Here is a 20,224-nt window from a genome sequence, read left to right on the forward strand (position 1 = left end):
CGGTATCGGAGTTTAACGCCGGGTGCTGATGACGCCATCGCAGGCAAGCCAGCTCCCATAGTAGACCGAGTTGTCTAACTATTGTGGGAGCTGGCTTGCCTGCGATGAGGTGCTGAAATTCAACACAGTGGCCTGCACTGAAATGCAAAAAGCCCCGCCATTCACAGGGCGGGGCTTTTGTTTTTCAGCCTGTCACTCAGACCTGCGGGTCGCCCACATGCAGGATCTTCATGCCATTGGTGCCACCGGTGGTGTGGTAGCTGTCGCCCTTGGTCAGGATGACCCAGTCGCCTTTCTCCACGACGCCGCGTTTGACCAGCTCGTCGATCGCCTTCTGGCTGACTTCGTTCGGTGCCAGCGACGCCGGGTCGAACGGGATGGTGTACACGCCACGGAACATGGCCGCGCGGGCCTGGGCTTCGCGGTGTGGGGTGAACGCGTAGATAGGCACCGAGGAGCGGATGCGCGACATGATCAACGGCGTGTAGCCACTTTCGGTCAAGGCGATGATGGCCTTGACACCCGGGAAGTGGTTGGCGGTGTACATGGCAGCCAGGGCGATGCTCTGGTCGCAGCTTTCGAAGACTTTGCCGATGCGATGGCTGGAGGTCTTGCTGGTCGGGTGCTTTTCGGCACCGACGCAGATACGCGCCATGGCCTGTACGGCCTCCAGCGGGTAAGGGCCGGCGGCACTTTCAGCCGAGAGCATCACGGCGTCGGTGTAGTCGAGTACGGCGTTGGCCACGTCGGACACTTCGGCACGGGTCGGCATCGGGTTCTGGATCATCGACTCCATCATCTGGGTCGCAACGATCACCGCTTTGTTGTGACGGCGTGCGTGCAGGATGATCTTCTTCTGGATACCGATCAGCTCGGCGTCACCGATTTCAACGCCCAGGTCGCCACGGGCAACCATCACGGCATCGGAGGCCTTGATCAGGCCGTCGAGGGTTTCATCATCGGCCACGGCTTCAGCACGTTCGATCTTCGCTACCAGCCAGGCGGTACCGCCGGCTTCGTCGCGCAGCTTACGGGCGTATTCCATGTCGGCTGCGTCGCGCGGGAAGGACACGGCGAGGTAGTCCACTTCCATTTCGGCGGCGAGCTTGATGTCGGCCTTGTCTTTTTCAGTCAGGGCCGGCGCCGTCAGGCCACCACCGCGACGGTTGATGCCTTTGTGGTCGGACAGCGGGCCGCCGATGATCACGGTGCAGTTCAGTTCGGTCGGCGTGGCAGTGTCAACGCGCATCACCACACGGCCGTCGTCCAGCAGCAGTTCGTCACCGACGCCGCAGTCCTTGACCAGGTCCGGGTAGTCGATGCCCACCACGTCCTGGGTGCCTTCGGTCAGCGGGTGGCTGGTGGAGAAGGTGAACTTGTCACCGATCTTCAGCTCGATCCGCTTGTTGGTGAATTTGGCGATACGGATTTTCGGGCCTTGCAGGTCGCCCAAGAGTGCAACGAAGCGGCCATGCTTGGCGGCGAGGTCACGCACCAGCTTGGCGCGAGCCTTGTGCTCGTCCGGGGTGCCGTGGGAGAAGTTCAGACGGGCGACGTCCAAACCAGCCAGAATCAGCTGTTCGAGGACTTCCGGCGAGTTACTGGCCGGGCCAAGGGTGGCGACGATTTTGGTACGACGGACGGACATGCACGGACTCCTGAGTTCAAGCGCTGGGGAAGGCTACTATGCTCTTTCGTTGTAGTCATTGTTCGTTTGCACTACTTATCGACGATTGGCTTGTTTTGGCTGCGGTTGAATGGGCAAACGCCTTGAAGATTTTCGACCAGGGGTCGATACACTGCACAAGACAGGAGAACCCCATGCGAATTTTGCTCGTTGCTGCCCTGGCCGTCAGTGTTGTCGGCTGTACCCGCTGGTCGATGGACCACCATTTGAACAACGCTTACCGCGCCTATGGGGTCGGTGATTGCCAGCGTGTCACCCTGGAGTTGTCCCAGGTCGATCGCGAGAGCCGAACTCGCCGCTACGTGCAACCGGAGGTTTCGATGTTGCGCGGGCAGTGCCTGGAACGCCAGAAACTGTTTGTCGATGCCGCACAGACCTATCAGTTCATCATCGGCCACTACCCGTCGAGCGAGTACGCCTATCGAGCCCGTGCGCGGCTCGATACCTTGCAGCAACTGGGGCATCTGCCGGCTGCAGGCCTGGCAAAACCAAGGCCTGCGTCGTTGTAAGGGTATTTGTCGCTTCATGGCTGGCCTGTCGCCAGTCTTGCGCTATTCTTTGAATGTCTGTTTGTGCAGTACCCATTCGAACGGATGCAATGCCCGGATTCGGCAGCTGTTTGGTGACAAGCGGTAGCTGTTGTCACACCGAGATCCAGGGAGAGCGAGCGATTGCTTGTTCCGAATCACTGGCACGGCCAGATTTTTGGCTATTGGATGGCGACTTCACCATGTTTACCGAACGACGGATCGAGCGGCATCAACTGCCGTATTTTCTGCAGGTGTTCAATCGTATTACTGACAAGCCAATCGGCTATCTTGGAAATGTGTCTGAAAACGGTCTGATGCTGATCAGCTCGTTACCCATGATGACCGACGTGGATTTCGAGCTGCGCTTGAAAGTGCCGGTGGCGCAGGGCGAGTTCAAGGCAATTGACCTCACGGCAACCTGCTTGTGGAGCCATGAAGATGTCACCCCGCAGCATTACGACTCGGGGTTCAGCGTGCTTGAGGCGCCCGAAGAGTACCGGCACCTGATCAACGCGCTGTTGCAGTACTTCAGCTTTTATCCTTTGCAGGCCTCTGTCTGAATTATGCGTGGGGTCGTGGCCGTTTCCTGGCCATGCCCCTGCGCAGTCATCCTCAGAATACCCCGGCCTTTTTCCACTCCAGATAGCGCGTGACCAGCCCGGCACCCAGCGCCGATGGCAAGGTATCCAGCACCGACAGGCCATGAGCACTCAAGCGATCATGGCGTTGGTTGCGGGTGTTGAGGTAATCGATCGTGCCGCTGTAAGCCAGCGCTTCGGGCAGTGTCTGCACAGGCGCCTGGCGTAGTTGGTCGAGGACCTCTTCCCTCAGGCTGGCCACCAGTACCCGGTGATGCCTGCCGATACGCTGGACGGCAGCCATCAGCGCTTCATCCTCCTCATCCCGCAGGTTGGTGACGATGATCACCAGCGCCCGGCGTTTTTGACGTGCCAACAACTGGCTGGCGGCCGCCTGGTAGTCGGCGGTTTTTCGCGTGGTCTGCAGGTCATAGACCGCATTGAGCAACAGGTTCAATTGGCCACTGCCCTTGACCGGCTTCAGGTAGCGCGGCTGGTCGCTGGCAAACGTGCACAGCCCTACGGCATCGCCCTGTCTCAAGGCAACGTAGCTCAGCAGCAGGCAGGCATTGAGCGCGTGGTCAAAATGGGACAGTTCATCATCCTGGCTGCGCATGTGCTGGCCGCAATCGAGCATGAACACGATTTGCTGGTCGCGTTCGTCCTGGTATTCCCGGGCAATGGGCGTTCGTTGGCGGGCGGTGGCTTTCCAGTCGATCTGGCGCAGGCTGTCACCTTCACGAAACTCCCGCAGTTGATGAAACTCCAGGCCTAATCCTCGCCGCTGATGTTGGCGCACGCCCAGTTGGCTGAGCCAGTTATCCACACCCCGCAACTGCGCACCGTATAAACGTGCGAAATCCGGGTAAACACGAGTGGCATCGTGAGTCTCGACCCAGCGTCGTGCCGACCACAGCCCCAATGGGCTGGGCAGCAGCAGTTCGCAGCGACTGAAATGGAAGTGCCCGCGCCGCAAGGGGCGCACGCGATAGCCCAGCTCGGCACGCTCACCGGGGCGTAGTTGAATGGATTGAGGCAGGTTCTCCACAGCCAGGCCATCGGGCACGTGATCGAACACCTGCACGGTCAGAGGTTGCGGGTAGTCGTGCTCCAGGCACAGGCGTATTTCTTCCCAGCGCCCCAGCGCCAGGCTACCAGGCAATGTTCTGTACACGCGGGCCGAAGGGCGGCGACGCAAGCGTGCAGCATCCAGCATCGCCAGCAGCAACAGGGCCAGCAGCAGGCCCCAGGCTACCGAATGAAAGGTGGCGGGCACTTTGAACTGCAACGCTGCCGAGGCGCCCAACAAGATGTTCAAACCGAGCAGAACGCCCAGCCAGGTCAGCAGCAGACGAGTCGGTTTCATGGCCGCGTCATTGCCTTGGTGCTGCAATCTGGTCGAGTAACTGCTGGAGCACCTGGTCGACTTCCAAGCCGTCGATGTCCAGTTCTGGTGCGATGCGTACCCGGTGACGCAGTACCGCCAGGGCGCAGCCCTTGATGTCATCGGGGGTGACGAATTCGCCACCGCGCAACAGCGCACGGGCACGTGCCCCGCGTACCAGGGCGATGGAGGCCCTGGGGCCGGCACCGATGGCCAGCCCCGGCCAACTGCGCGTGGCACGGGCCAGGCGCACGGCGTAGTCGAGCACCTGCTCATCGAGTGGCAGGTCACTGGCAATTTGCTGCATCGTTACTACGTCCGCGGCTTGCAGCACCGTACGCAACGGCTGTACCTCCAGCATGTCGGCCTTGGACGAGCGCGTCACTTCGCGGACCATATCCAGCTCTTGTAGAGCATCTGGGTAGTCCATTCGCACCTTGAGCATGAACCGGTCCAGCTCGGCCTCGGGCAGTGGGTAGGTGCCTTCCTGTTCGATGGGGTTCTGGGTCGCCAGCACCATGAAGGGCTGGCCGATGGGCAACGCCTCGCCCTCCAGGGTCACTTGACGTTCCTGCATGGCTTCCAGCAGCGCTGCCTGGGTCTTGGCGGGGGCACGGTTGATCTCATCGGCCAGCAACAGGTGGGTGAATATCGGCCCCTTGCGCAGTTTGAACTGTTCGGTCTGCAGGTCGTAAACGGCGTGGCCGGTGACATCGCTGGGCATCAGGTCCGGGGTGAACTGGATACGGGCGAAATCACCGCCAAAGCAGCGGGCCAGGGCTCGTACCAGCAAGGTCTTGCCCAGGCCTGGCACGCCTTCCAGCAATACGTGGCCGCCTGCGATCAGGGCGGTGAGCACGTCGTCAATCACAAGGTCCTGGCCAATCACGGCCTTGCGCAACTCCACGCGCAGCGCCTGGGCCTGCTGGCTGGCGTGCTGAAGCTTTTCGGCGGTCAGGGTGGTGGCCAGTGGAGAGTCGCTCACGACTTCTGGTGCCCTGCTAACGGTTAAATTTGTTTTATCTTCCATAAATCAGTTACTTACCTAATTTAACGTTTTTCACGTGTTTTCACGTGTGGACCGAGTGAGTGAAGGCCAGCATGCACAATTGCAATCCTAAGAACCTTCTCATTTTGAGCTCGTCTGGAGTGGAGGTTAGGCTAGAGCAACCAGTAACGTTTCAGGTAGTGCACCCCAAGGCAGGTTGGTGACTTTGTTAGGAGAGTGTTGTAGAGGACGGGGTCTCGTCTGAAGGCCAGAATAGCCCTTTTCTGGAGAATCGAGCATATGCAACCTTGATGAGAAATGCCTATAACTGTAGTGGTCTAATGAAACCGGACACCCATTTTGACGAGAATGCTCGCCAGATCGAGGTGTCAGCTGACCAAACAACGCCGCTCCTTTACTCCTGAATTCAAGCGCGAGGCTGCCGATCTTGTGCTCAAGCAAAACTACAGCTACACCGAAGCCAGCCGTTCACTCGGCATTGGTGAATCGGCATTGCGTCGCTGGGTTGACCAGATTCAGAAAGAACATAAAGGCGTCACCCCGCAGAGCAAAGCACTGACTCCGGAACAGCAAAAAATTCAGGAGCTGGAAGCCCGGATTGCTCGGCTTGAGCGAGAGAAATCAATACTAAAAAAGGCTACCGCGCTCTTGATGTCGGAAGATCACGAGCGTTCGCGCTGATTGCCCAGTTGAGCACCCATGAGCCGGTTGATTGGCTGTGCAAGGTGTTTGACGTCACTCGCTCGTGTTACTACGCCCAGCGCCTGCAGCGCCGCACGCCCGATGTTGAACGGCTTCGATTGCGTAGTCGCGTCAGTGCGCTGTTCTCGAAAAGTCGTAGCGCTGCGGGCATTCGCAGCATCCTGTCGCTGATGCGTGAAGACGGTGAGCAGGTCGGTCGATTCAAATTGCGCAGCTTGATGCGCGAGCTTGATTTAGTCAGCAAACAACCCTGCTCCCATGCCTACAAACTAGCAACAGTAGAAAGACTGGATATCCCGAACACATTGAACCGCGAGTTCGACGTGCCAGCGCCCAATCAAGTCTGGTGCGGCGATACCACCCACATTTGGGCGCAAGGAAAGTGGCATTACCTGGCTGTCGTCCTGGATCTTTGTACGCGTCGGATCGTGGGCTGGGCGCTGTCGGAAAAGCCAGACGCTGAGCTGGTGATCTAAGCGCTGGATATGGCTTACGAGCAGCGTGGCAGGCCTTCGGACCTGCTATTCCACTCGGACCAGGGATCGCAATATGCAAGCCGACTCTTTCGCCAGCGGTTGTGGCGATACCGCATGCGCCAGAGCATGAGTCGACGAGGAAACTGCTGGGATAACGCACCGATGGAGCGCGTATTTCGCAGCTTGAAAACAGAATGGATACCGACCGTGGGTTATCGAACTGCGCAGGAAGCATAGCGCGATATCAGCCATTTTTGATGCATTGCTACAACTGGATTAGGCCTCATCAATTCAACGATGGGTTGGCTCCAGCGCGAGCCGAGGAAAAACTTAACGTCGTGTCTGGGATTAGTTGACCATTACAATTTGGAATAGGAACGGCGTTATGACTGCATGAAAGACCCGCTTAAAAGGCTGGAAATGGGGCCCACTTAATTAGGTGGACACCAAGGCCTTCGGCGGTTGCGTCAGGAAAGTGTGTTGGCCGGACAGATACATAAGAGCTTCGTTGGCGCATGGAAATCCTAGCGATAAGGGCAATCGCGTCCGCTTATGAATACGCGGACACCATCGCCCTTAATGCTGGAGTTCGGTAGGTGTGTTCGCCGCCCGCTTATTGCTCACCAGCGGAAAGCATCATCGATGCGTAGGTGTGAAGAGTTTGATAAGAGCGGCGATATCTGACGCCGGCGCTTTTTAGAGCTGGTAGGCGCAGTGCGGCTTCGCCGCACCAAATACCGCGACCACGCGTGCCCGTGCAGTGTCAGTGCCGGCCCGCATGTCCATGGGCTGGGTGGCGATCCAGATGGAGTCGATACGAATCACGTTGGCGTTGATGCCGTGATTGACGGCTACGCTGGAAATCGTCGCTTCAGGTTGCAGGCATTCCTGGACGACCTGGGGTTTGAACGATTTGGGGTAAGAGCTACGTTGGCCCATGGAAATCCTGGCGATAAGAGTAATCGCGTCCGCTTAAAATACGCGGACACCATCATCCTAAATACTGGAGTTCGGTAGGTGTGTTCGCCATCTGCTTACCATGGTCTTGATGTAAGCTCGACTCAAGGAACGGCGCACCTTCTCGATCAGCATCACTATAGATCGTGACGTGGGAAATGTGCCATCCAGCTTCGAATTTCTGTACCGTGAGCGTCGTGTTCGCTGACCACCGACGCGTCCAATAAGTAAGCTTGAAATCCATAAGTGTCCCTTAGCTTAAGGGGGTAGAGGCCAACGCGGCGTTCCTCTACCGCCTCAGCCCCGCAGGTGCTGGGCTTGGGCGTTGCTGAGCGACTTTTCCTGAAATTCAGTGTTCTGTTTTCAATGCCGCAAGATGGCATCTTGCAGCATCTTCGGATACGCCCTGAAACGCTCGATCAACAACGTTTCCTCCACAGGTGATTTACCTGATAAGACAAAGTGGGCGTTGCATCCCGCCTTCAAGAAGGCTTGCAGCACTTCGCTCCCTGGAAGCCCCTTGCCTTGCTCGTAGCGACACCAAATCTCGCGAGATATGCCGCAACGTTCAGTCATTACAGCTTGCGTAAGAGCCAGCCGCTTGCGTTCACTTCTGAGTCGTCTTTCTTTTGTTTTCGCGGATGCGAAAATGGGCGTCCTTCTACGAACCCGCCCCGCTGCGAGGCTAGGACTTGGTCGTACCTAGGCCTTTTCCCTCAATTGATCGAAGGCGCAGACACTTTCGGCGCTTCACCGAAAGCGTCCATCAGTGCTGCTCGGGTTTCTTCTAGGGGGATCAGCAATTTATGTCCTGCCTGTTTGTTGATCCCTCCACTCAATGCCGCACCACAAATCAGCCCGAAAACCAGTGCGTAATGGAGGTGTGCCTCGGATTTATCATGGCGCTCGACAGCGGCCTTGAAGTCCAGCAAGGCCCCGGCGAATAGGGCCCTTGGAGATATTACCCCCAAACAGAAACTGGCCCCAACGGACAAGCCTATACTTCTAGCAAGCATTAAAAGCGGGGGTGAATTACCGTAACAGTCTATGATTTACACCGCAGCGACGGAAGCACTCGAGTGAGCGCCTGCTAGTCGACATCCTGCAAACATAAAAATTCGACACGTAAGGGTGATGAGCCATCCCGTATTATTTAAATTTGACATATGCCGTATCTTCGGATCCGAAACAAATATCGTAATAATATCTTTTTAGCTTAGGCAGGCAACCATTAGAAAAAGCCTCAGCATTTTCATCCGTTGCATATTTTACATCTGGAAGACCAAGTCTTTTAATGACGTATAGACCTCCGTCATATTGATATGAAAATGCTTTAGGCAAAATATTTTTTACCAGGGGATACGCAGTCACTATGACTTCAGTGCCAGAGGAATTTTTTAGCACACCATCGACGCGTATATATTTTATATCATCATATCCGCTTCTATTTATGTCATCAATAATGCTGATAGCCGTTCGTTCAATATGGTCGTTTTCTAGTTTAAAAGCGTTATGCGCAGCATAGACAAAACCAACCATATAAATATAAGGAATAACCAGAATATATCTAAGCGCCCTAACCGAAGCCCAGCACAAAGGTATAAGCATTGCCGAGATAAATCCACCAAAGCCTATATAGCCTCTAGCAAAGAATAGTGGTTGCTCGCTAAAAATCATAACCCCAGGAATTAGCAATACAAACGTGAAGAATGCCAAAACGCTTGACAAAGCCAAAGCAAATGGACTTATAGATTTGTAGTTTGATATCAATAAATTTGTAATTGTCAAGACATAAGCAGAAACTAGACATAAGACGAAAATCTCAAAGCCCAAGCTTTGACTGTTAGTGAATATCGAAAATGAAGATGTAAAATTATCGAATACTTTCAAAGCACCAGACTTATCCAGCCCCACAGTAGTGCTGTATTCTAAGAAGTATTTATTGACCTGCACAAAGTGGATTATTATTTTGGAGTAAACAAAATATCCAACAATGAAACCGAAACCCCGGTTAACAAGTCTTAATACGGCTACTCTGAAATCTCCTTTTGTAGCGAAATACAAGAACTCAACAACTGTCAGCACAGCAAAAATATTTACTGAAACTTGATAGGTTGACAATGTCAGCGTCACAAATGTTGCCGTAATCAGAACACACGCAACTGTTCTTTTGAATTCAAAACAAAACGACAGCAAGGCAAATGCAACAGAAAGCACCATAAAAGGTGAATCATATTTAAAATGTAAGTTTGAGCTAAACAGAGGGCTAAGGATTAAGGGGCATATACAAAAAGCAAATAAAATATCCCTCCCGTTAGAAAGTCTCTTGGACAACATAGAAAAAACAAAGCACAAGAAAACCACTGCCAATATTAATGGTGCTGGATATAAATCAGGCACAATATCGCTTTGCAAAGTTAATACATTGTAGAAGATCTCTGCGAATGGTCTTGCATCGCCAGACCATCCTTTAATACCTAGGACAACCCTATACAAGTCATCCATATAGTAAACATTCGAACTAAAAATGGGAATTAACGCCACTCCCAATATCAGCAGGCATGAAATAAAACAGTTTTTGCTATAAGTCATTTTCTGTGCCTTTTGAGGATATACCGCGGTCTTTGTTTTACCTCAGTGTATATGCGCCCGATATATTCACCCAGCACACCAATACCTATCAATTGAATGCCACCAAGAAACAGAATGGAGACGAGTAGCGATGGATAACCAGGCACAGCATTACCCCAGATAACTTTATCAATTACCATGAAGCTACCATACAAAAATGAGCAGGTAGCCACAAACAACCCTAAATATGTCCATACTCTTAGAGGTACAGATGAAAAGCTGGTTATTCCTTCAATCGCCAGATTCCATAATTTCCAGCCATTAAACTTTGAATCCCCAGCAGACCTTTCTGCTCTAGAGTATTCAACCAGTTCAATATTTCCGCTTGCCCATGACAATATCCCTTTCATAAACAAATTGCGCTCAGGCAGCAGCTTAACATTTTCGACTGCCTCTCTTGACATTAGTCGGAAATCACCTACATTCTCTTCAATTCTCGGCGTACTGATTTTATTGTGGCATCTATAAAACCACTCGGCTGTTTTCCTTTTCAACCAGTTTTCTTTAGAGCGATCAGTACGCTTGGCTAACACTACATCAGCCCCTAACTGCCATTTTCTAATAAGCTCTGGAATTACTTCAATGGGATCCTGAAGATCTACATCAATTGGAATTACAGCATCTCCAGTCGCATATTCTATACCAGCAAATAGCGCTGGCTCTTTACCGAAATTTCGGGTGAAGCTTAGCGCCATCACTAGACAATCTGCAGTCGCATATTTATTAATAATCAACTCTGTTGCATCGTGACTACCGTCATTTATGAAGATTATTTCTACTTCATACTCGCTCAACTCTTTGTTTTCACGAACGGCTTTATAGAAGATAGGTATTGCATCTTCTTCATTGAAAACAGGTACAACCAATGATATTTTCATTTTTTATCTTTAAAAACAATCAGTTTTGAGTAAAAGAATCCCACAATCAAGCTAATTGCAGAAAATGTTATCAGCGTTAAAATTGGCGTCAAGCTTATTCGATCGGCTAACAAACCAGACGCATAGCTTAATGCACCCATAAAAGCAACGAACGCAATATACCTGAGTGTCGTAGGCTTTTTCTCGAACGTCATATACGAATTAGCAAAATAAGAAAATGTAACCGCGATACTGAAAGCATACAAATTTGACGTGGCTTGACTGAAGTCTTCCTTATAAACCAGCCATGCAAATACAACCCAATGCAGCATAGTATTGACTATACCCACAGACAAATATTTAAAAAAAAGCTTACTCATTTTCTAAAACCCTACAGCTTTTTTATAAACATTGGACTTGCAATCTACCACAACTGGCAAGCTGTGAATAATACCCATCAAACAGTTACTTGGTTGCAGGAACTAAGTGCTACACGATTATTCTGTTGGTTCCAGATTGCACTATTCCTACGGTAGTTTCTGTGTGGACGTCATTCCGTTGCTAGCGCAGTGGACTGGCACTCTTTCTGATAGCTCAAACCTGAGCCATCTCCGGTATTACTTCAGCAGCTTGCGGGCAGCCATCGTTGGTTAACGCCTAGCTGGTCTGCAATCTCTTAGCTGCTCATCCCCTCACTTTTCAGCTTCAGAGCCTGACGGCGTAGCTCGCTCATTTCATCCTCTGTACGGGTGCGGCTAGTCTTTGGCTTGGCTGCGATCTGAGGGATCATATCGGCCTATTCTTCGGCTGGAGCTGGCTTTACTGGTGCGAGGGAGTGAATAGGTGCCATAGAATTCTCTGATGGCTCACTGTCGGTAAACTGGGCCAGACCTTCGCGGATCAGATCTGCCAGTGTCACCGCCACGCCTGTCGCCATCATCCTGCGCTTGGCGATTAACTCTAGCTTTACCCTGGTCTCTTGTTCCAATCGAACGCTGACGTGTTTCTTTGCTGTCATGTCATGCCTCATGTGTTACGCGTATTACTTGACTCAATGTATGCGAATTTCGTAGACATGTCAACAGTCTGCATCCTATCCACAGAGGGTGGCTGGGCTGGGAATCAGCTCATTTCACTCCCAATCAGTCAGCACCTGATTCATTGGTTTTCAGGCTAATTATCTTGTCAGTTAGAAAATTGAACACGGCCTCGGGGCGACCTATCCTGTATTTAGGATTTGGGGAGCAACGGAATAAAAAGTGCACCTAAGGCCAGTGAGGGTCTTGGGTGGCTGGTAGCCTGCAAAGGGGAGCCTACAGAATTCGTAAAAAACGTACGCTAAGGTTTTCTGAGCCTTGGTAGGCCATCCATTCACCTATCTGCGCGGGTTTGCCACAGGCGCAGAAGGTAGATAGTCGAATCCACTATCACGTAGCGCATCTCGTAATGGCCGACCTGGATTCGGCGAACATCCCTTGGTTCAAACCCTTCTACCCGCTCTACATTCTTATTCCCCCCTGTCCCACACCCTCCCGCTATGCACCAACCCCCCTGCAATACTGAACAAGCTCCAATCCCTTCTGATCCCCGCTATTCCTTTTGTGTCCTCTTATCCTTGATTCTGTGTATGGCGCCATATATGGTTCGCGCAACATCGAACCTAACCATACAAGAATCCAGCATGAAACGATCCGAGATAAAGCGCCGGCCACTGGCCGACACGGTGCTGGCATCCCTTGAGCCAGGGGAGAGGAATACCGCGAAAACTATGGAATAGACCGGCTTTATTTCGTGGTCAGCAGCACGGGCTGTAAACGCAGGGAGCTTCGTTTCAAGAAGTCTGATGGCAAATGGGGATGGCACGGACTGGGCGCCTACCCGGACGTGACCGCCAAAAAGGCCAGGGAGAAAACTCAGGAAGTGCAGCGGCTCAATGCTGAAGGCGTAGACCCTATCACCCATAAGGCAACGTTGAAATTTTCCAAGAATGCCGTCGAGGCGAACACGTTCAAAGCTGCAGCCGATCTATGGCTTGATAAAAAGATCAGGGACGGTCGGGCTGAAAAGACCCTGTCCGGAATCAAAGGCGCGCTGACCAACGACATACTCCCGGCCCTTGGTAGCAAGCCCCTGAGCAGGATCACCAGGTCGGATTGCGCCAACCTCCAGGCGAGCATCGAGAGCCGCGGTGCCCACAACACCGCAGAGAAGGTGCGCGTGTGGGTGAATCAGATATTTGGACTGGCCATTGCCAAGGGCATGAATGAGAACAATCCGGCCAGCAACTTGATAGACATTGCCGAAAAGGCACCAGAGGAATCGCAGTACCCACACCTTTTGGAGTCGGAGCTGCCAAAGTTCTTGCGGGCGCTGGTTGAATCACGCAGCGGCACCATTGTCCGCACTGCCGCATGGCTGACTCTGCTGACCGCTCAAAGCCAGGCATGACGCGCTGGGCGGAATGGGCCGAACAGGCTGTCAAGATGAAAATGCGGCGTGACAACGTCGTACTGCTGCCCACCCAGATAGTGGAGCTGATCAGTGATCTGCAACGGCTTACTGGCCGGTCCCGCTACCTGATCCCATCATCGGGCGAGAAGGTGCCGGAAATTTCAGATGCGTCGATCAATAAGTGCTTTGCACTGATCGGGTACAAAGGGCGGATGACGGGCCACGGCAGTCGGCACAACTGCGAAACTTTGCTATCCGAATTTGGCTGGGATGAAAACTGGCGGCACATGCATCTGGCCCACAAGAAGGCCGGACTCAAAGGCGTGTATGGCAAAGCGATCTACCTGCCGCAGCGCAAGAAGATGGTGCAGTGGTATGCGGACTATCTTGATGCGCTTCGGGAAGCGCATGACCGAGCAACAGCGGGCCGAGTTCGTCTCACGAATCAAAAATATATAAGGACGCTTTATGAAACCAGTAATGGCAACTATCTTTTCTTTCGTGCTGTCTATGACAAGCATCACAGGCGTGGCACAGGCCGGCCAAGTAGATCCTACCGACGTCAGCGAGCAAGCTTGTTCCAGGGATTTGTCATGCTGGGGAAAGCTAAACTATCCCTACTATGTTGACGGTTGCCAACAAGCAATACAGAAAACAGCTAAAAACGCTTTCAAATGGACTGGTGGCAGTGGGGGCATAGCAATAAAGGATATCGCCTGGCTGGATTACAACAAATCGACGATAACCATAAAGGGCGAAAACTTTGAAACCTTGGAGGACGTTGGTGTTTTTCAAGATTCTCACGGCAAGGTCGCGTATCAGCATGGAGCGGGAGTATATAAGAAGGCCAGCTTTGAGTGTGACTATGACGCAGGATCAAAGAAGGTGCTTTCGGTTAGACTGACCGTCTTAGATATATGAGGTCCGCCTAAAAGACGGGCCCTATATTTCTATACTCCCGTGCGCTTCAAAAACGCTGAAGTCTCCGTTGCGGGAATTGTGATGTTTGCAGTAGTAGGGTTTGAAATTTTGACGTGAACCACGCCGTTAGCGACCCACCCGACGCCGATGTTCCGGCGCAAATTCTTCGGCGCAAAAAGAGCCATCGTCAAGCTTTAAGGCTTACCCGCAACGAAATTGGCCGACCATGAGAATCAAATCGCCTTCGTCCGGCATTACCCGCACACGGGAAATGGTTCGGTCAAGGCGAATGGGTAGTGGTACACGTAAGATGGAGGACATGTCCGCATAGGGGCCGAGTGGTTGGTAGCTCCCGTAGGGCGTTAATCGGCTTTCGTCGAAACTTGCCGGTCCTGCAACCTCACAGTAAATCAGTGCCCTGAAACCCTCTGTCTCATCTAAATCGGGCATGATCCGTCGGCGCGGAAGGTCGAAAGATCAAAGGAACTGGCGTAGCGCTCAGACACCATTGACAACAGCTTTTCAAGGGCCTCTTTAGGCCATTTTTCAAAGAGCAAGGATTCTCCAGGCAGCAACTCGGCGCCGATCATCCCTTCGATGCCTTTGAAGATGCAGAGCAGCAGTGGTCCAATGTCGCGAGACAAGCGAGTCGGTCTTATATGACGAATGTTGACATTTGAGTCAACCGGCCATAGAGTTCTAAAGGTAGCCCTTGAGGCACTTGATTTTTAACCCCTTGAGGGATTTGCAGAGCCCGGTTGATTACCGGGCTTTTGCCATTCTGAGACTTCTGCTCACGCAGCTAGCAGTTACCAAACTAGTGGGTACCGGCCTGACTTACTCAAGGTGAGTTGGTCGGACGTTTACTCCTTATAAGCCAGATCGATCACCTTATGATCGTTCATCTTACTCTTGAGCACACGGTTCTCGTCCAATAGCACCTCATTGACGGATGCGAGTTGGGCGATCTTGGCCCGCAGTTCCTCTATCTCCTGACGATGTGCTGCTGACTTTATGCGTTCAGCAAGCAAGTCTTGGTGTTTCACATCACGCATGGCGCGACTGGAGCGCCCTTGAGCCTCGCGGATAGCCTCGGCAATTCCTGGGTAGTAGTTGTGAATTAGCGCCGTTGATACGCCTGCTTCGCGGGCGACTGCGGTGATCGTAACCTTGGTTTCCCCAGAGCGGGTACGTCCCTTCTGGATGCGGTAAAGCGCGAGCCGCAGATCCTTTTCACGATCGTCAGCCGGCTTGTAGTTAGTTGCCTTGTCGATCGGCTTCATGCTATCAGGCTCTCCGGGTCCATGCCTAACTTGTCCAGTACGTCTCGGCACCGATTCAGGTCGCGTTCAACGCGCTGTCGTCCGCTCTCGCCAATGTCCGGGCAATGCAGCAGCCCTTTCAGATCATCGTAGAGTCGCTGGTATATGGCCGCGTGGCGACGTCCAATCACGGCATTGTTGCAGTTGCTGCAGCGGGTACGTTCTAAAGTATTGCCGACGCAACCGTCGTTGTCCGCCGTGCACCAGGCATGACCGTTGCTGCGAATCGCAGTGCTTTCAGCAATAGAGTTCAGCATAGAAGCGTGATCCTTGAATATCAGCAGGTTCTGGGGTTCTCGCTGCCACTGCTTGAGCGCACGACCATAGCCGCCAGCCATGGGTTCGTCTCCCAACCAGTAATCAACGATGCCGAGTTTTACATCTTGCAATTCCGTCTGAATATCGGCGTAAAGGTCTAGGTCCAAGTGCTGTCCCCAACTGTCGTCTAGCGCGTAGCCCAAGGTCATGTCCAGTGACCAGTGCGCGTAATGCTCCTTGAGATAACGTAGGTCACCGAAGCGGCTATGCGCAGCGTAGTTGGCAAACTTGCGGCGGAACTGGTGGCTGGTGAGACTCCAGTTCAACCCGCAATCCTTGACGAATATGTTTAAGTTGAAACCCAAACCCCACGTGGTAAGCGTGCGTACTTGGTTACCCTCTTTTGGATATACGCCGAGAAATAACGCATGCCGGTGCTTTTGCGCCTCTACAATTCGCGGATCATGTGGGTTGGCGCGGCGGCGGCGCACGATCTCTGCAGCAATCATGGCCTGATAGGGCGCGCACCAGCGTTCCATCACCCGCAGGCTAAGCACGGCTGCCTCAGGGATCATCCAGTCATGAATTCCTACGTCAGTCTTGTCCGACCGCGAGCGCATCCAATGATAGATGGTGCCCTCATCGTCTTGGGTACGGTGGTGCGCACCCAACCGCAAGTTTGCCAACTCATGGTGGCGACAGCCGGAGGTGCTGGCCAGGATGATGTAGCAGGCCGTACGCAGGTCGCTCAGCGCCCGGTTGAATGCTCTCAGACCTCCCTTCCGACCACTATCGCTCAGAAGGCGATTCTTGGCCGCTATGACTGCTTCGCGACATTGCCCCTTTCGCTCCTTCGCGATGACTTCCAACTTATCGCGAAGGTCTAACAGTTGATGGCCGCGTTCAACCTGCAGGTAGGCCCGTTCGAACAGGATGCAGAACACATCATCGGGGATCAGCGGCGTCTTGCTGTCTTTCTTCTGACGGGAGCCGCTACCGGTAAGCCCTGCCATTGCTAAAGAGGACGTCTCTGGCCAGGGATGCTTTGGCATTGGATCATTGGTGTACTGGCTCAGTTCATAGAGCGCTTCGACGGCCGCTAAACGTCTACGTAGTCCCTCTTGCGACAGCGGTTTTCCCTTAGACCGGTGGGGTTGCCGGTACGCTTTGCAGGCGGTCACATAGCTCGCACATACCAGAGGTGTCACCGCGCCCAGATGGTCGAGCTTGAGCACCTTCAAATGCCGAAGGAATATCATTGCATTAAAGAAAAGTTGTCGCACTATGCTGCCTTTAGGCCGACCCGAATCTGTGCGCCCACTCCGGAGATAACGATACAGCGCCGCCTTCATTACCGCCCGAAATACCGGTGGCACGATGCTGAAGTCCAGTCGTGTTTTACTGGTAGAGATGTTGTTGGGGAAGCCGTCGAGTTGCCAGGTGTCATCGCCGTAGCAACTGAGGATGACCCAGTGTTCACCGACCTTGGTCGCGCTGATGATCAGAGCGTCGCGCTCGGATTCGGCGAGCTCATACACATCGTTCGGCTGGGTGGGAAGAGGTACTTGGGGTGGTACCGTCAGGAGGTTGCCGTTCATGAAAATGTCTCCAGGCTGTCAATCAAATCAATCGACCAGAACTGGTGTGGCTGGGTTCGGGCGCGCTCACGGGCGGCTTCCACTGCTGTGGCCTTAAAGGTGCCGCGGCGCAGCCCCTCGGCAACGATGTAATGCTCAATCAGCCGTGGAATGTGGGCGTATTCCCGTGCCCAGCGCCGCTTGTCCATGCGCGAGCGCTCGGTCAGTACGCGGAAATAGAAACTGAACAGTTTGTACAGATCTTCTGCCGTCACCGCGTAGTGCTTGCAGCGCAGACAGTTCATGAAATTCATGCAAGTCGCGCCTTCGCGCGCCGGGGCGTACTGTCCGTATACCAAGTCGGAGCAGTGGCCCATGGGGGTGTCCTTGTAGGTCGTACCGATGGTGTTAGTCAGCAACTCCTGCACCAGTACCTCACCCATGAACTGCCAGTTGCGACGGGCATCTTCGCCGGGCGCCAAGTAGTTCTGGTCGGCCACCTGGGGAGTGTTGCCGAGCGCCGCGGCGGAAGTCGTTAAATCGCCATCGGTCAACTCGAAGATACGATTAGCGAAGGTCTTGCGAAGGCGCGAGACGTTGATGCGTAGTGCCTTCCCGTCGCTGTCGGTCAAGCTATATTTGGTTACGAGGCTACTTGTCGCCTTAGCTAGCACATTTTGATTCAAAGCCGAGACTCGACTGGCACCCTTATCGCTACCATATCGATATAGCCATACTCTGCCCTTCAGGTCGTCCGGGGCATCTGCATCCAGAGACTCGGTCAGCGACATCACGCGGCGGATTAGTCGCTCCACGTTGGTTCTCACACTCGGTGTTGATTCCAGGAGGCGATTGGCGTTCGAGTCTGAGCGTAGCGCCACTTTGCTGGTGTTGTAACCACGCCGCTTCCATAGCACCAGAAATACGGCGTTGTCTTTGGGGTGCGGCCGCAGGCAGTCCCGGCCCATTTCCAGCAGTGGAGTTGTATTGCGTCCGGTGTGCAGCGCAATGACCAACAGAGCGAAGACCAGTAGCTCCTTGGTCACTGGTGCGTCGTCATCCCAGATCGGCTTAAGAGCCTGCCTGAGTGCTATTTTGAATGCTTGTCGCTCGCGTTTAGATAGCGCTGTCTCGCCCTTGCCCTTGAGGTTGCTGTTTGGGAAAGGGTTGCGCGGAAAGGTGGCTGCATTGCCGGAGTCGATAAGAGTGATCAGCCCACGCCGACCCAAGGCGAGCAGCACAGGCTTGGTCTTCGAATAGACGCTCTTCTGAGTATTAGTAACCCAGCCCCGCCCCGCCAGATGTGCAAGGTAGCCGTCGATCAGATCCCGATGTAAATCAGACAAAGCTAAGTTACGACTAAAAGCCATCCCACGTAGCACACAGTAGTCAAGGAAGTTGCACAGGCCAGTGTTGCAATAGCTAATAATTGTGGTGACTGAGGCGGCTTGGTCCTGGCCGGCGAGGAACCGCTCGATTTGGCGCTGACAGGCGTAGGTAACGTGGTCGATGCCGACACCGTACCAGCGGCCAAACTTAAAGCGACGGGCGTTAATAGAGTTCCGCCCGAACTCGATCGTAGTGTTAGTCGGCGGGATGACCTCGGGGAGAATGACCACATTGCCTGCCGCGTTGTGACAGTGCTCGACTTGCGGGACGCTGAGATCGGTTTTAGTAAATACCTTGCGCTTGCCCATCAAGTCCCCCCACTAGCGCGTTCAACTCATCGTCATAGGCCAGCACAGCCTCGTCGGCTATTTCGTTGACCAGATGCAGGTACACCATGGTTGTTTGAATCGAACTGTGGCCAAGTTGCCGTTGGATGAATACTAGTGGTTCCAGTCCGCTCGCTGGATTGCGTTGAAGACTGATCAGGGTATGTGTGGCATAGGTATGTCGGAGCATATGCGTATGGACCTTGATCCCCGCCCGCTTGCCTACCTTGCTGATGATCCGATTGATGCTCTTGCCGTCCCCACCGTACGGTCGTCCGAACTGGTTGAGGAGCAGCGCCCTTTGCGGGGTCTTGCTCAGCGACGCACGCTCGCTGCGGAACTTCGTCACATAGCGGTAGAGTTCAGCCATAAACTCGCGACTAACGTAGATACCTCGCGGTTTGCTGCCCTTGGTCACCATGCCGCTGCCGTCGAATGGATCGAGGTAGATGCGAAGGTTGCGCTCGGTTCGTAACGCCTTGTCTGGATCGAAGACATAGGACAGCGGAAAGGCGGCGAGTTCCTCGCGGCGCAGACCCGTATGCAGCGCCAGGCGCATCATCATGCGGTGATGCGGATTCTCCGCAGCGGTCAGTAGCGCCTTGACGTCGGCCATGTTCAGGAACTTGGGCAGAGTCTTATGCCTACGCGGCATCACATCGTTTGCCATAGCCTTGCCGCCACTTGCATCAATATGTGCAAGAAAACGTCTCCCGTGCCTCACGCTGCGTTCCTCATAGGCGAAGGGCAGGCGCTTCACCCACCCTTCCTTTTGCGCGAACTCGTAGAACTTGCAGATGTAATGCAGACGCTGGCGAGTGGTGTTCGATGCCAGTTCGCACGCAATCAGGCTGTAGTCCCGATAGGCCGCCACAAGGCTCTTTGCCTCGCCACGATCAACGTCGCACCAGTCCAGCTCATGAGCCTGGATGAAGCTGAAAAAGTCGTAGAGCGCGCGTCCGGTGCTGGGCCAGGATCGCTTAGAGCCAATGACCCCGCGAAACAGGTAGTGACGAAAGAACTGATTGGCCGGGACACAACTTTCCATTGAGTCCCATAGCAGAATGGGGAATCCAGGATAGGGTTGCCCAGCGATCACCAAATCGTCAGTAGCCCACACAAGCTCCATCTGCCATCCCCTGTACTGACTAGGCAGCCAATCCCTTTGT

Annotated in this window: 19 protein-coding genes and 3 pseudogenes; 5 read left to right on the forward strand and 17 right to left on the reverse strand. The window is 53.7% G+C overall.

Going from position 1 to position 20,224, the window contains the following annotated elements:
- Nucleotides 1-196: 196 nt before the first annotated feature.
- On the reverse strand, nucleotides 197-1,648 hold the full coding sequence (gene pyk, locus FXO12_RS24845) for a pyruvate kinase (RefSeq protein WP_003193904.1): 1,452 nt from the start codon (nucleotides 1,646-1,648) through the stop codon (nucleotides 197-199).
- A 173-nt stretch (nucleotides 1,649-1,821) separates the two neighbouring features.
- Between pyk and FXO12_RS24850 the strand changes: the two genes are divergently transcribed.
- Nucleotides 1,822-2,196 carry a tol-pal system YbgF family protein gene (locus tag FXO12_RS24850; protein WP_003193903.1) on the forward strand — a complete coding sequence of 125 codons (375 nt, stop codon included), beginning with the start codon at nucleotides 1,822-1,824 and terminating at the stop codon, nucleotides 2,194-2,196.
- Between the two features lie 221 nt (nucleotides 2,197-2,417).
- Complete coding sequence (locus FXO12_RS24855; protein ID WP_034134388.1) at nucleotides 2,418-2,777, forward strand: PilZ domain-containing protein; 360 nt, start codon at nucleotides 2,418-2,420, stop codon at nucleotides 2,775-2,777.
- A 52-nt stretch (nucleotides 2,778-2,829) separates the two neighbouring features.
- Here FXO12_RS24855 and FXO12_RS24860 read toward each other — a convergent pair whose 3' ends face one another.
- Both FXO12_RS24860 and FXO12_RS24865 read right to left on the reverse strand, forming a co-directional pair.
- Nucleotides 2,830-4,161, reverse strand: coding sequence for a DUF58 domain-containing protein (locus FXO12_RS24860; RefSeq protein ID WP_057975095.1), 1,332 nt, complete (start codon nucleotides 4,159-4,161; stop codon nucleotides 2,830-2,832).
- A 7-nt stretch (nucleotides 4,162-4,168) separates the two neighbouring features.
- Nucleotides 4,169-5,164, reverse strand: a complete 996-nt coding sequence (locus FXO12_RS24865) for a MoxR family ATPase (RefSeq protein WP_057975096.1) — start codon at nucleotides 5,162-5,164, stop codon at nucleotides 4,169-4,171.
- A 396-nt stretch (nucleotides 5,165-5,560) separates the two neighbouring features.
- Here FXO12_RS24865 and FXO12_RS24870 point away from each other — a divergent pair.
- Nucleotides 5,561-6,722, forward strand: a pseudogene (locus FXO12_RS24870) (IS3 family transposase).
- Between the two features lie 263 nt (nucleotides 6,723-6,985).
- Here the strand turns inward: FXO12_RS24870 and FXO12_RS29180 are convergent.
- The 9 genes and pseudogenes from FXO12_RS29180 to FXO12_RS24910 all read right to left on the reverse strand — a co-directional run.
- Nucleotides 6,986-7,072: pseudogene (locus FXO12_RS29180) on the reverse strand (site-specific integrase); the annotation flags it as partial.
- A complete protein-coding gene (locus tag FXO12_RS29185; protein WP_056791085.1) occupies nucleotides 7,063-7,305 on the reverse strand; it encodes a transposase in 243 nt (80 codons plus the stop codon). The pseudogene FXO12_RS29180 and the gene FXO12_RS29185, both read right to left, overlap by 10 nt.
- Before the next feature lie 381 nt (nucleotides 7,306-7,686).
- Nucleotides 7,687-7,899 carry a hypothetical protein gene (locus tag FXO12_RS29485; RefSeq protein ID WP_372241957.1) on the reverse strand — a complete coding sequence of 71 codons (213 nt, stop codon included), beginning with the start codon at nucleotides 7,897-7,899 and terminating at the stop codon, nucleotides 7,687-7,689.
- Nucleotides 7,900-8,039: 140 nt separating this feature from the next.
- A complete protein-coding gene (locus FXO12_RS24885; RefSeq protein ID WP_223816856.1) occupies nucleotides 8,040-8,255 on the reverse strand; it encodes a hypothetical protein in 216 nt (71 codons plus the stop codon).
- A 217-nt stretch (nucleotides 8,256-8,472) separates the two neighbouring features.
- Nucleotides 8,473-9,915 (reverse strand): glucosyltransferase domain-containing protein, encoded by a 1,443-nt coding sequence (locus FXO12_RS24890; RefSeq protein ID WP_096001721.1) that lies wholly within the window; start codon nucleotides 9,913-9,915, stop codon nucleotides 8,473-8,475.
- A complete protein-coding gene (locus FXO12_RS24895; protein ID WP_054899054.1) occupies nucleotides 9,912-10,832 on the reverse strand; it encodes a glycosyltransferase family 2 protein in 921 nt (306 codons plus the stop codon). Before FXO12_RS24895 ends, FXO12_RS24890 begins: the two co-directional genes overlap by 4 nt.
- Nucleotides 10,829-11,191, reverse strand: coding sequence for a GtrA family protein (locus FXO12_RS24900; RefSeq protein ID WP_056791091.1), 363 nt, complete (start codon nucleotides 11,189-11,191; stop codon nucleotides 10,829-10,831). Before FXO12_RS24900 ends, FXO12_RS24895 begins: the two co-directional genes overlap by 4 nt.
- Before the next feature lie 416 nt (nucleotides 11,192-11,607).
- Nucleotides 11,608-11,829: a hypothetical protein gene (locus tag FXO12_RS24905; RefSeq protein WP_060772710.1), complete on the reverse strand. Its 222-nt coding sequence runs from the start codon at nucleotides 11,827-11,829 to the stop codon at nucleotides 11,608-11,610.
- A gap of 353 nt (nucleotides 11,830-12,182) precedes the next feature.
- A pseudogene (locus FXO12_RS24910) lies at nucleotides 12,183-12,311 on the reverse strand (type II toxin-antitoxin system RelE/ParE family toxin); the annotation flags it as partial.
- A gap of 291 nt (nucleotides 12,312-12,602) precedes the next feature.
- Between FXO12_RS24910 and FXO12_RS29190 the strand changes: the two are divergent.
- Nucleotides 12,603-13,259, forward strand: coding sequence for an integrase arm-type DNA-binding domain-containing protein (locus FXO12_RS29190; RefSeq protein WP_256678906.1), 657 nt, complete (start codon nucleotides 12,603-12,605; stop codon nucleotides 13,257-13,259).
- Entirely contained in the window at nucleotides 13,223-13,891 is a 669-nt protein-coding gene (locus tag FXO12_RS29195; RefSeq protein ID WP_131672132.1) for a hypothetical protein, read from the forward strand. The genes FXO12_RS29190 and FXO12_RS29195 overlap by 37 nt, the downstream gene beginning before the upstream one ends.
- 729 nt (nucleotides 13,892-14,620) lie before the next feature.
- Here FXO12_RS29195 and FXO12_RS24925 read toward each other — a convergent pair.
- From FXO12_RS24925 to FXO12_RS24945, 5 genes are all read right to left on the reverse strand, one after another.
- Nucleotides 14,621-14,827, reverse strand: coding sequence for a hypothetical protein (locus tag FXO12_RS24925; RefSeq protein WP_131672133.1), 207 nt, complete (start codon nucleotides 14,825-14,827; stop codon nucleotides 14,621-14,623).
- Nucleotides 14,828-15,046: 219 nt separating this feature from the next.
- Nucleotides 15,047-15,466 carry a hypothetical protein gene (locus FXO12_RS24930; RefSeq protein WP_054899051.1) on the reverse strand — a complete coding sequence of 140 codons (420 nt, stop codon included), beginning with the start codon at nucleotides 15,464-15,466 and terminating at the stop codon, nucleotides 15,047-15,049.
- A complete protein-coding gene (locus FXO12_RS24935; protein ID WP_054899050.1) occupies nucleotides 15,463-17,361 on the reverse strand; it encodes a hypothetical protein in 1,899 nt (632 codons plus the stop codon). Before FXO12_RS24935 ends, FXO12_RS24930 begins: the two co-directional genes overlap by 4 nt.
- Nucleotides 17,358-19,037, reverse strand: coding sequence for a hypothetical protein (locus FXO12_RS24940; protein ID WP_131672134.1), 1,680 nt, complete (start codon nucleotides 19,035-19,037; stop codon nucleotides 17,358-17,360). The genes FXO12_RS24935 and FXO12_RS24940 overlap by 4 nt, the downstream gene beginning before the upstream one ends.
- The gene (locus FXO12_RS24945) at nucleotides 19,012-20,184 is read right to left on the reverse strand and encodes a site-specific integrase (protein WP_056791103.1); all 1,173 of its coding nucleotides are present in this window, start codon (nucleotides 20,182-20,184) and stop codon (nucleotides 19,012-19,014) included. The genes FXO12_RS24940 and FXO12_RS24945 overlap by 26 nt, the downstream gene beginning before the upstream one ends.
- Nucleotides 20,185-20,224 lie beyond the last annotated feature (40 nt).

Source organism: Pseudomonas sp. J380, assembly GCF_009827115.1.
Taxonomy (GTDB): Bacteria; Pseudomonadota; Gammaproteobacteria; order Pseudomonadales; family Pseudomonadaceae; genus Aquipseudomonas; species Aquipseudomonas paracarnis.

What these genes read in the sequence shown, in the direction of transcription:
- pyk (WP_003193904.1), bottom strand. Translation starts at nt 1,648, where the DNA reads ATGTCCGTCCGTCGTACCAAAATCGTCGCCACCCTTGGCCCGGCCAGT.
- FXO12_RS24850 (WP_003193903.1), top strand. Translation starts at nt 1,822, where the DNA reads ATGCGAATTTTGCTCGTTGCTGCCCTGGCCGTCAGTGTTGTCGGCTGT.
- FXO12_RS24855 (WP_034134388.1), top strand. Translation starts at nt 2,418, where the DNA reads ATGTTTACCGAACGACGGATCGAGCGGCATCAACTGCCGTATTTTCTG.
- FXO12_RS24860 (WP_057975095.1), bottom strand. Translation starts at nt 4,161, where the DNA reads ATGAAACCGACTCGTCTGCTGCTGACCTGGCTGGGCGTTCTGCTCGGT.
- FXO12_RS29185 (WP_056791085.1), bottom strand. Translation starts at nt 7,305, where the DNA reads ATGGGCCAACGTAGCTCTTACCCCAAATCGTTCAAACCCCAGGTCGTC.
- FXO12_RS29485 (WP_372241957.1), bottom strand. Translation starts at nt 7,899, where the DNA reads ATGACTGAACGTTGCGGCATATCTCGCGAGATTTGGTGTCGCTACGAG.
- FXO12_RS24890 (WP_096001721.1), bottom strand. Translation starts at nt 9,915, where the DNA reads ATGACTTATAGCAAAAACTGTTTTATTTCATGCCTGCTGATATTGGGA.
- FXO12_RS24895 (WP_054899054.1), bottom strand. Translation starts at nt 10,832, where the DNA reads ATGAAAATATCATTGGTTGTACCTGTTTTCAATGAAGAAGATGCAATA.
- FXO12_RS24900 (WP_056791091.1), bottom strand. Translation starts at nt 11,191, where the DNA reads ATGAGTAAGCTTTTTTTTAAATATTTGTCTGTGGGTATAGTCAATACT.
- FXO12_RS24905 (WP_060772710.1), bottom strand. Translation starts at nt 11,829, where the DNA reads ATGACAGCAAAGAAACACGTCAGCGTTCGATTGGAACAAGAGACCAGG.
- FXO12_RS29195 (WP_131672132.1), top strand. Translation starts at nt 13,223, where the DNA reads ATGGCTGACTCTGCTGACCGCTCAAAGCCAGGCATGACGCGCTGGGCG.
- FXO12_RS24930 (WP_054899051.1), bottom strand. Translation starts at nt 15,466, where the DNA reads ATGAAGCCGATCGACAAGGCAACTAACTACAAGCCGGCTGACGATCGT.
- FXO12_RS24935 (WP_054899050.1), bottom strand. Translation starts at nt 17,361, where the DNA reads ATGAACGGCAACCTCCTGACGGTACCACCCCAAGTACCTCTTCCCACC.
- FXO12_RS24940 (WP_131672134.1), bottom strand. Translation starts at nt 19,037, where the DNA reads ATGGGCAAGCGCAAGGTATTTACTAAAACCGATCTCAGCGTCCCGCAA.
- FXO12_RS24945 (WP_056791103.1), bottom strand. Translation starts at nt 20,184, where the DNA reads ATGGAGCTTGTGTGGGCTACTGACGATTTGGTGATCGCTGGGCAACCC.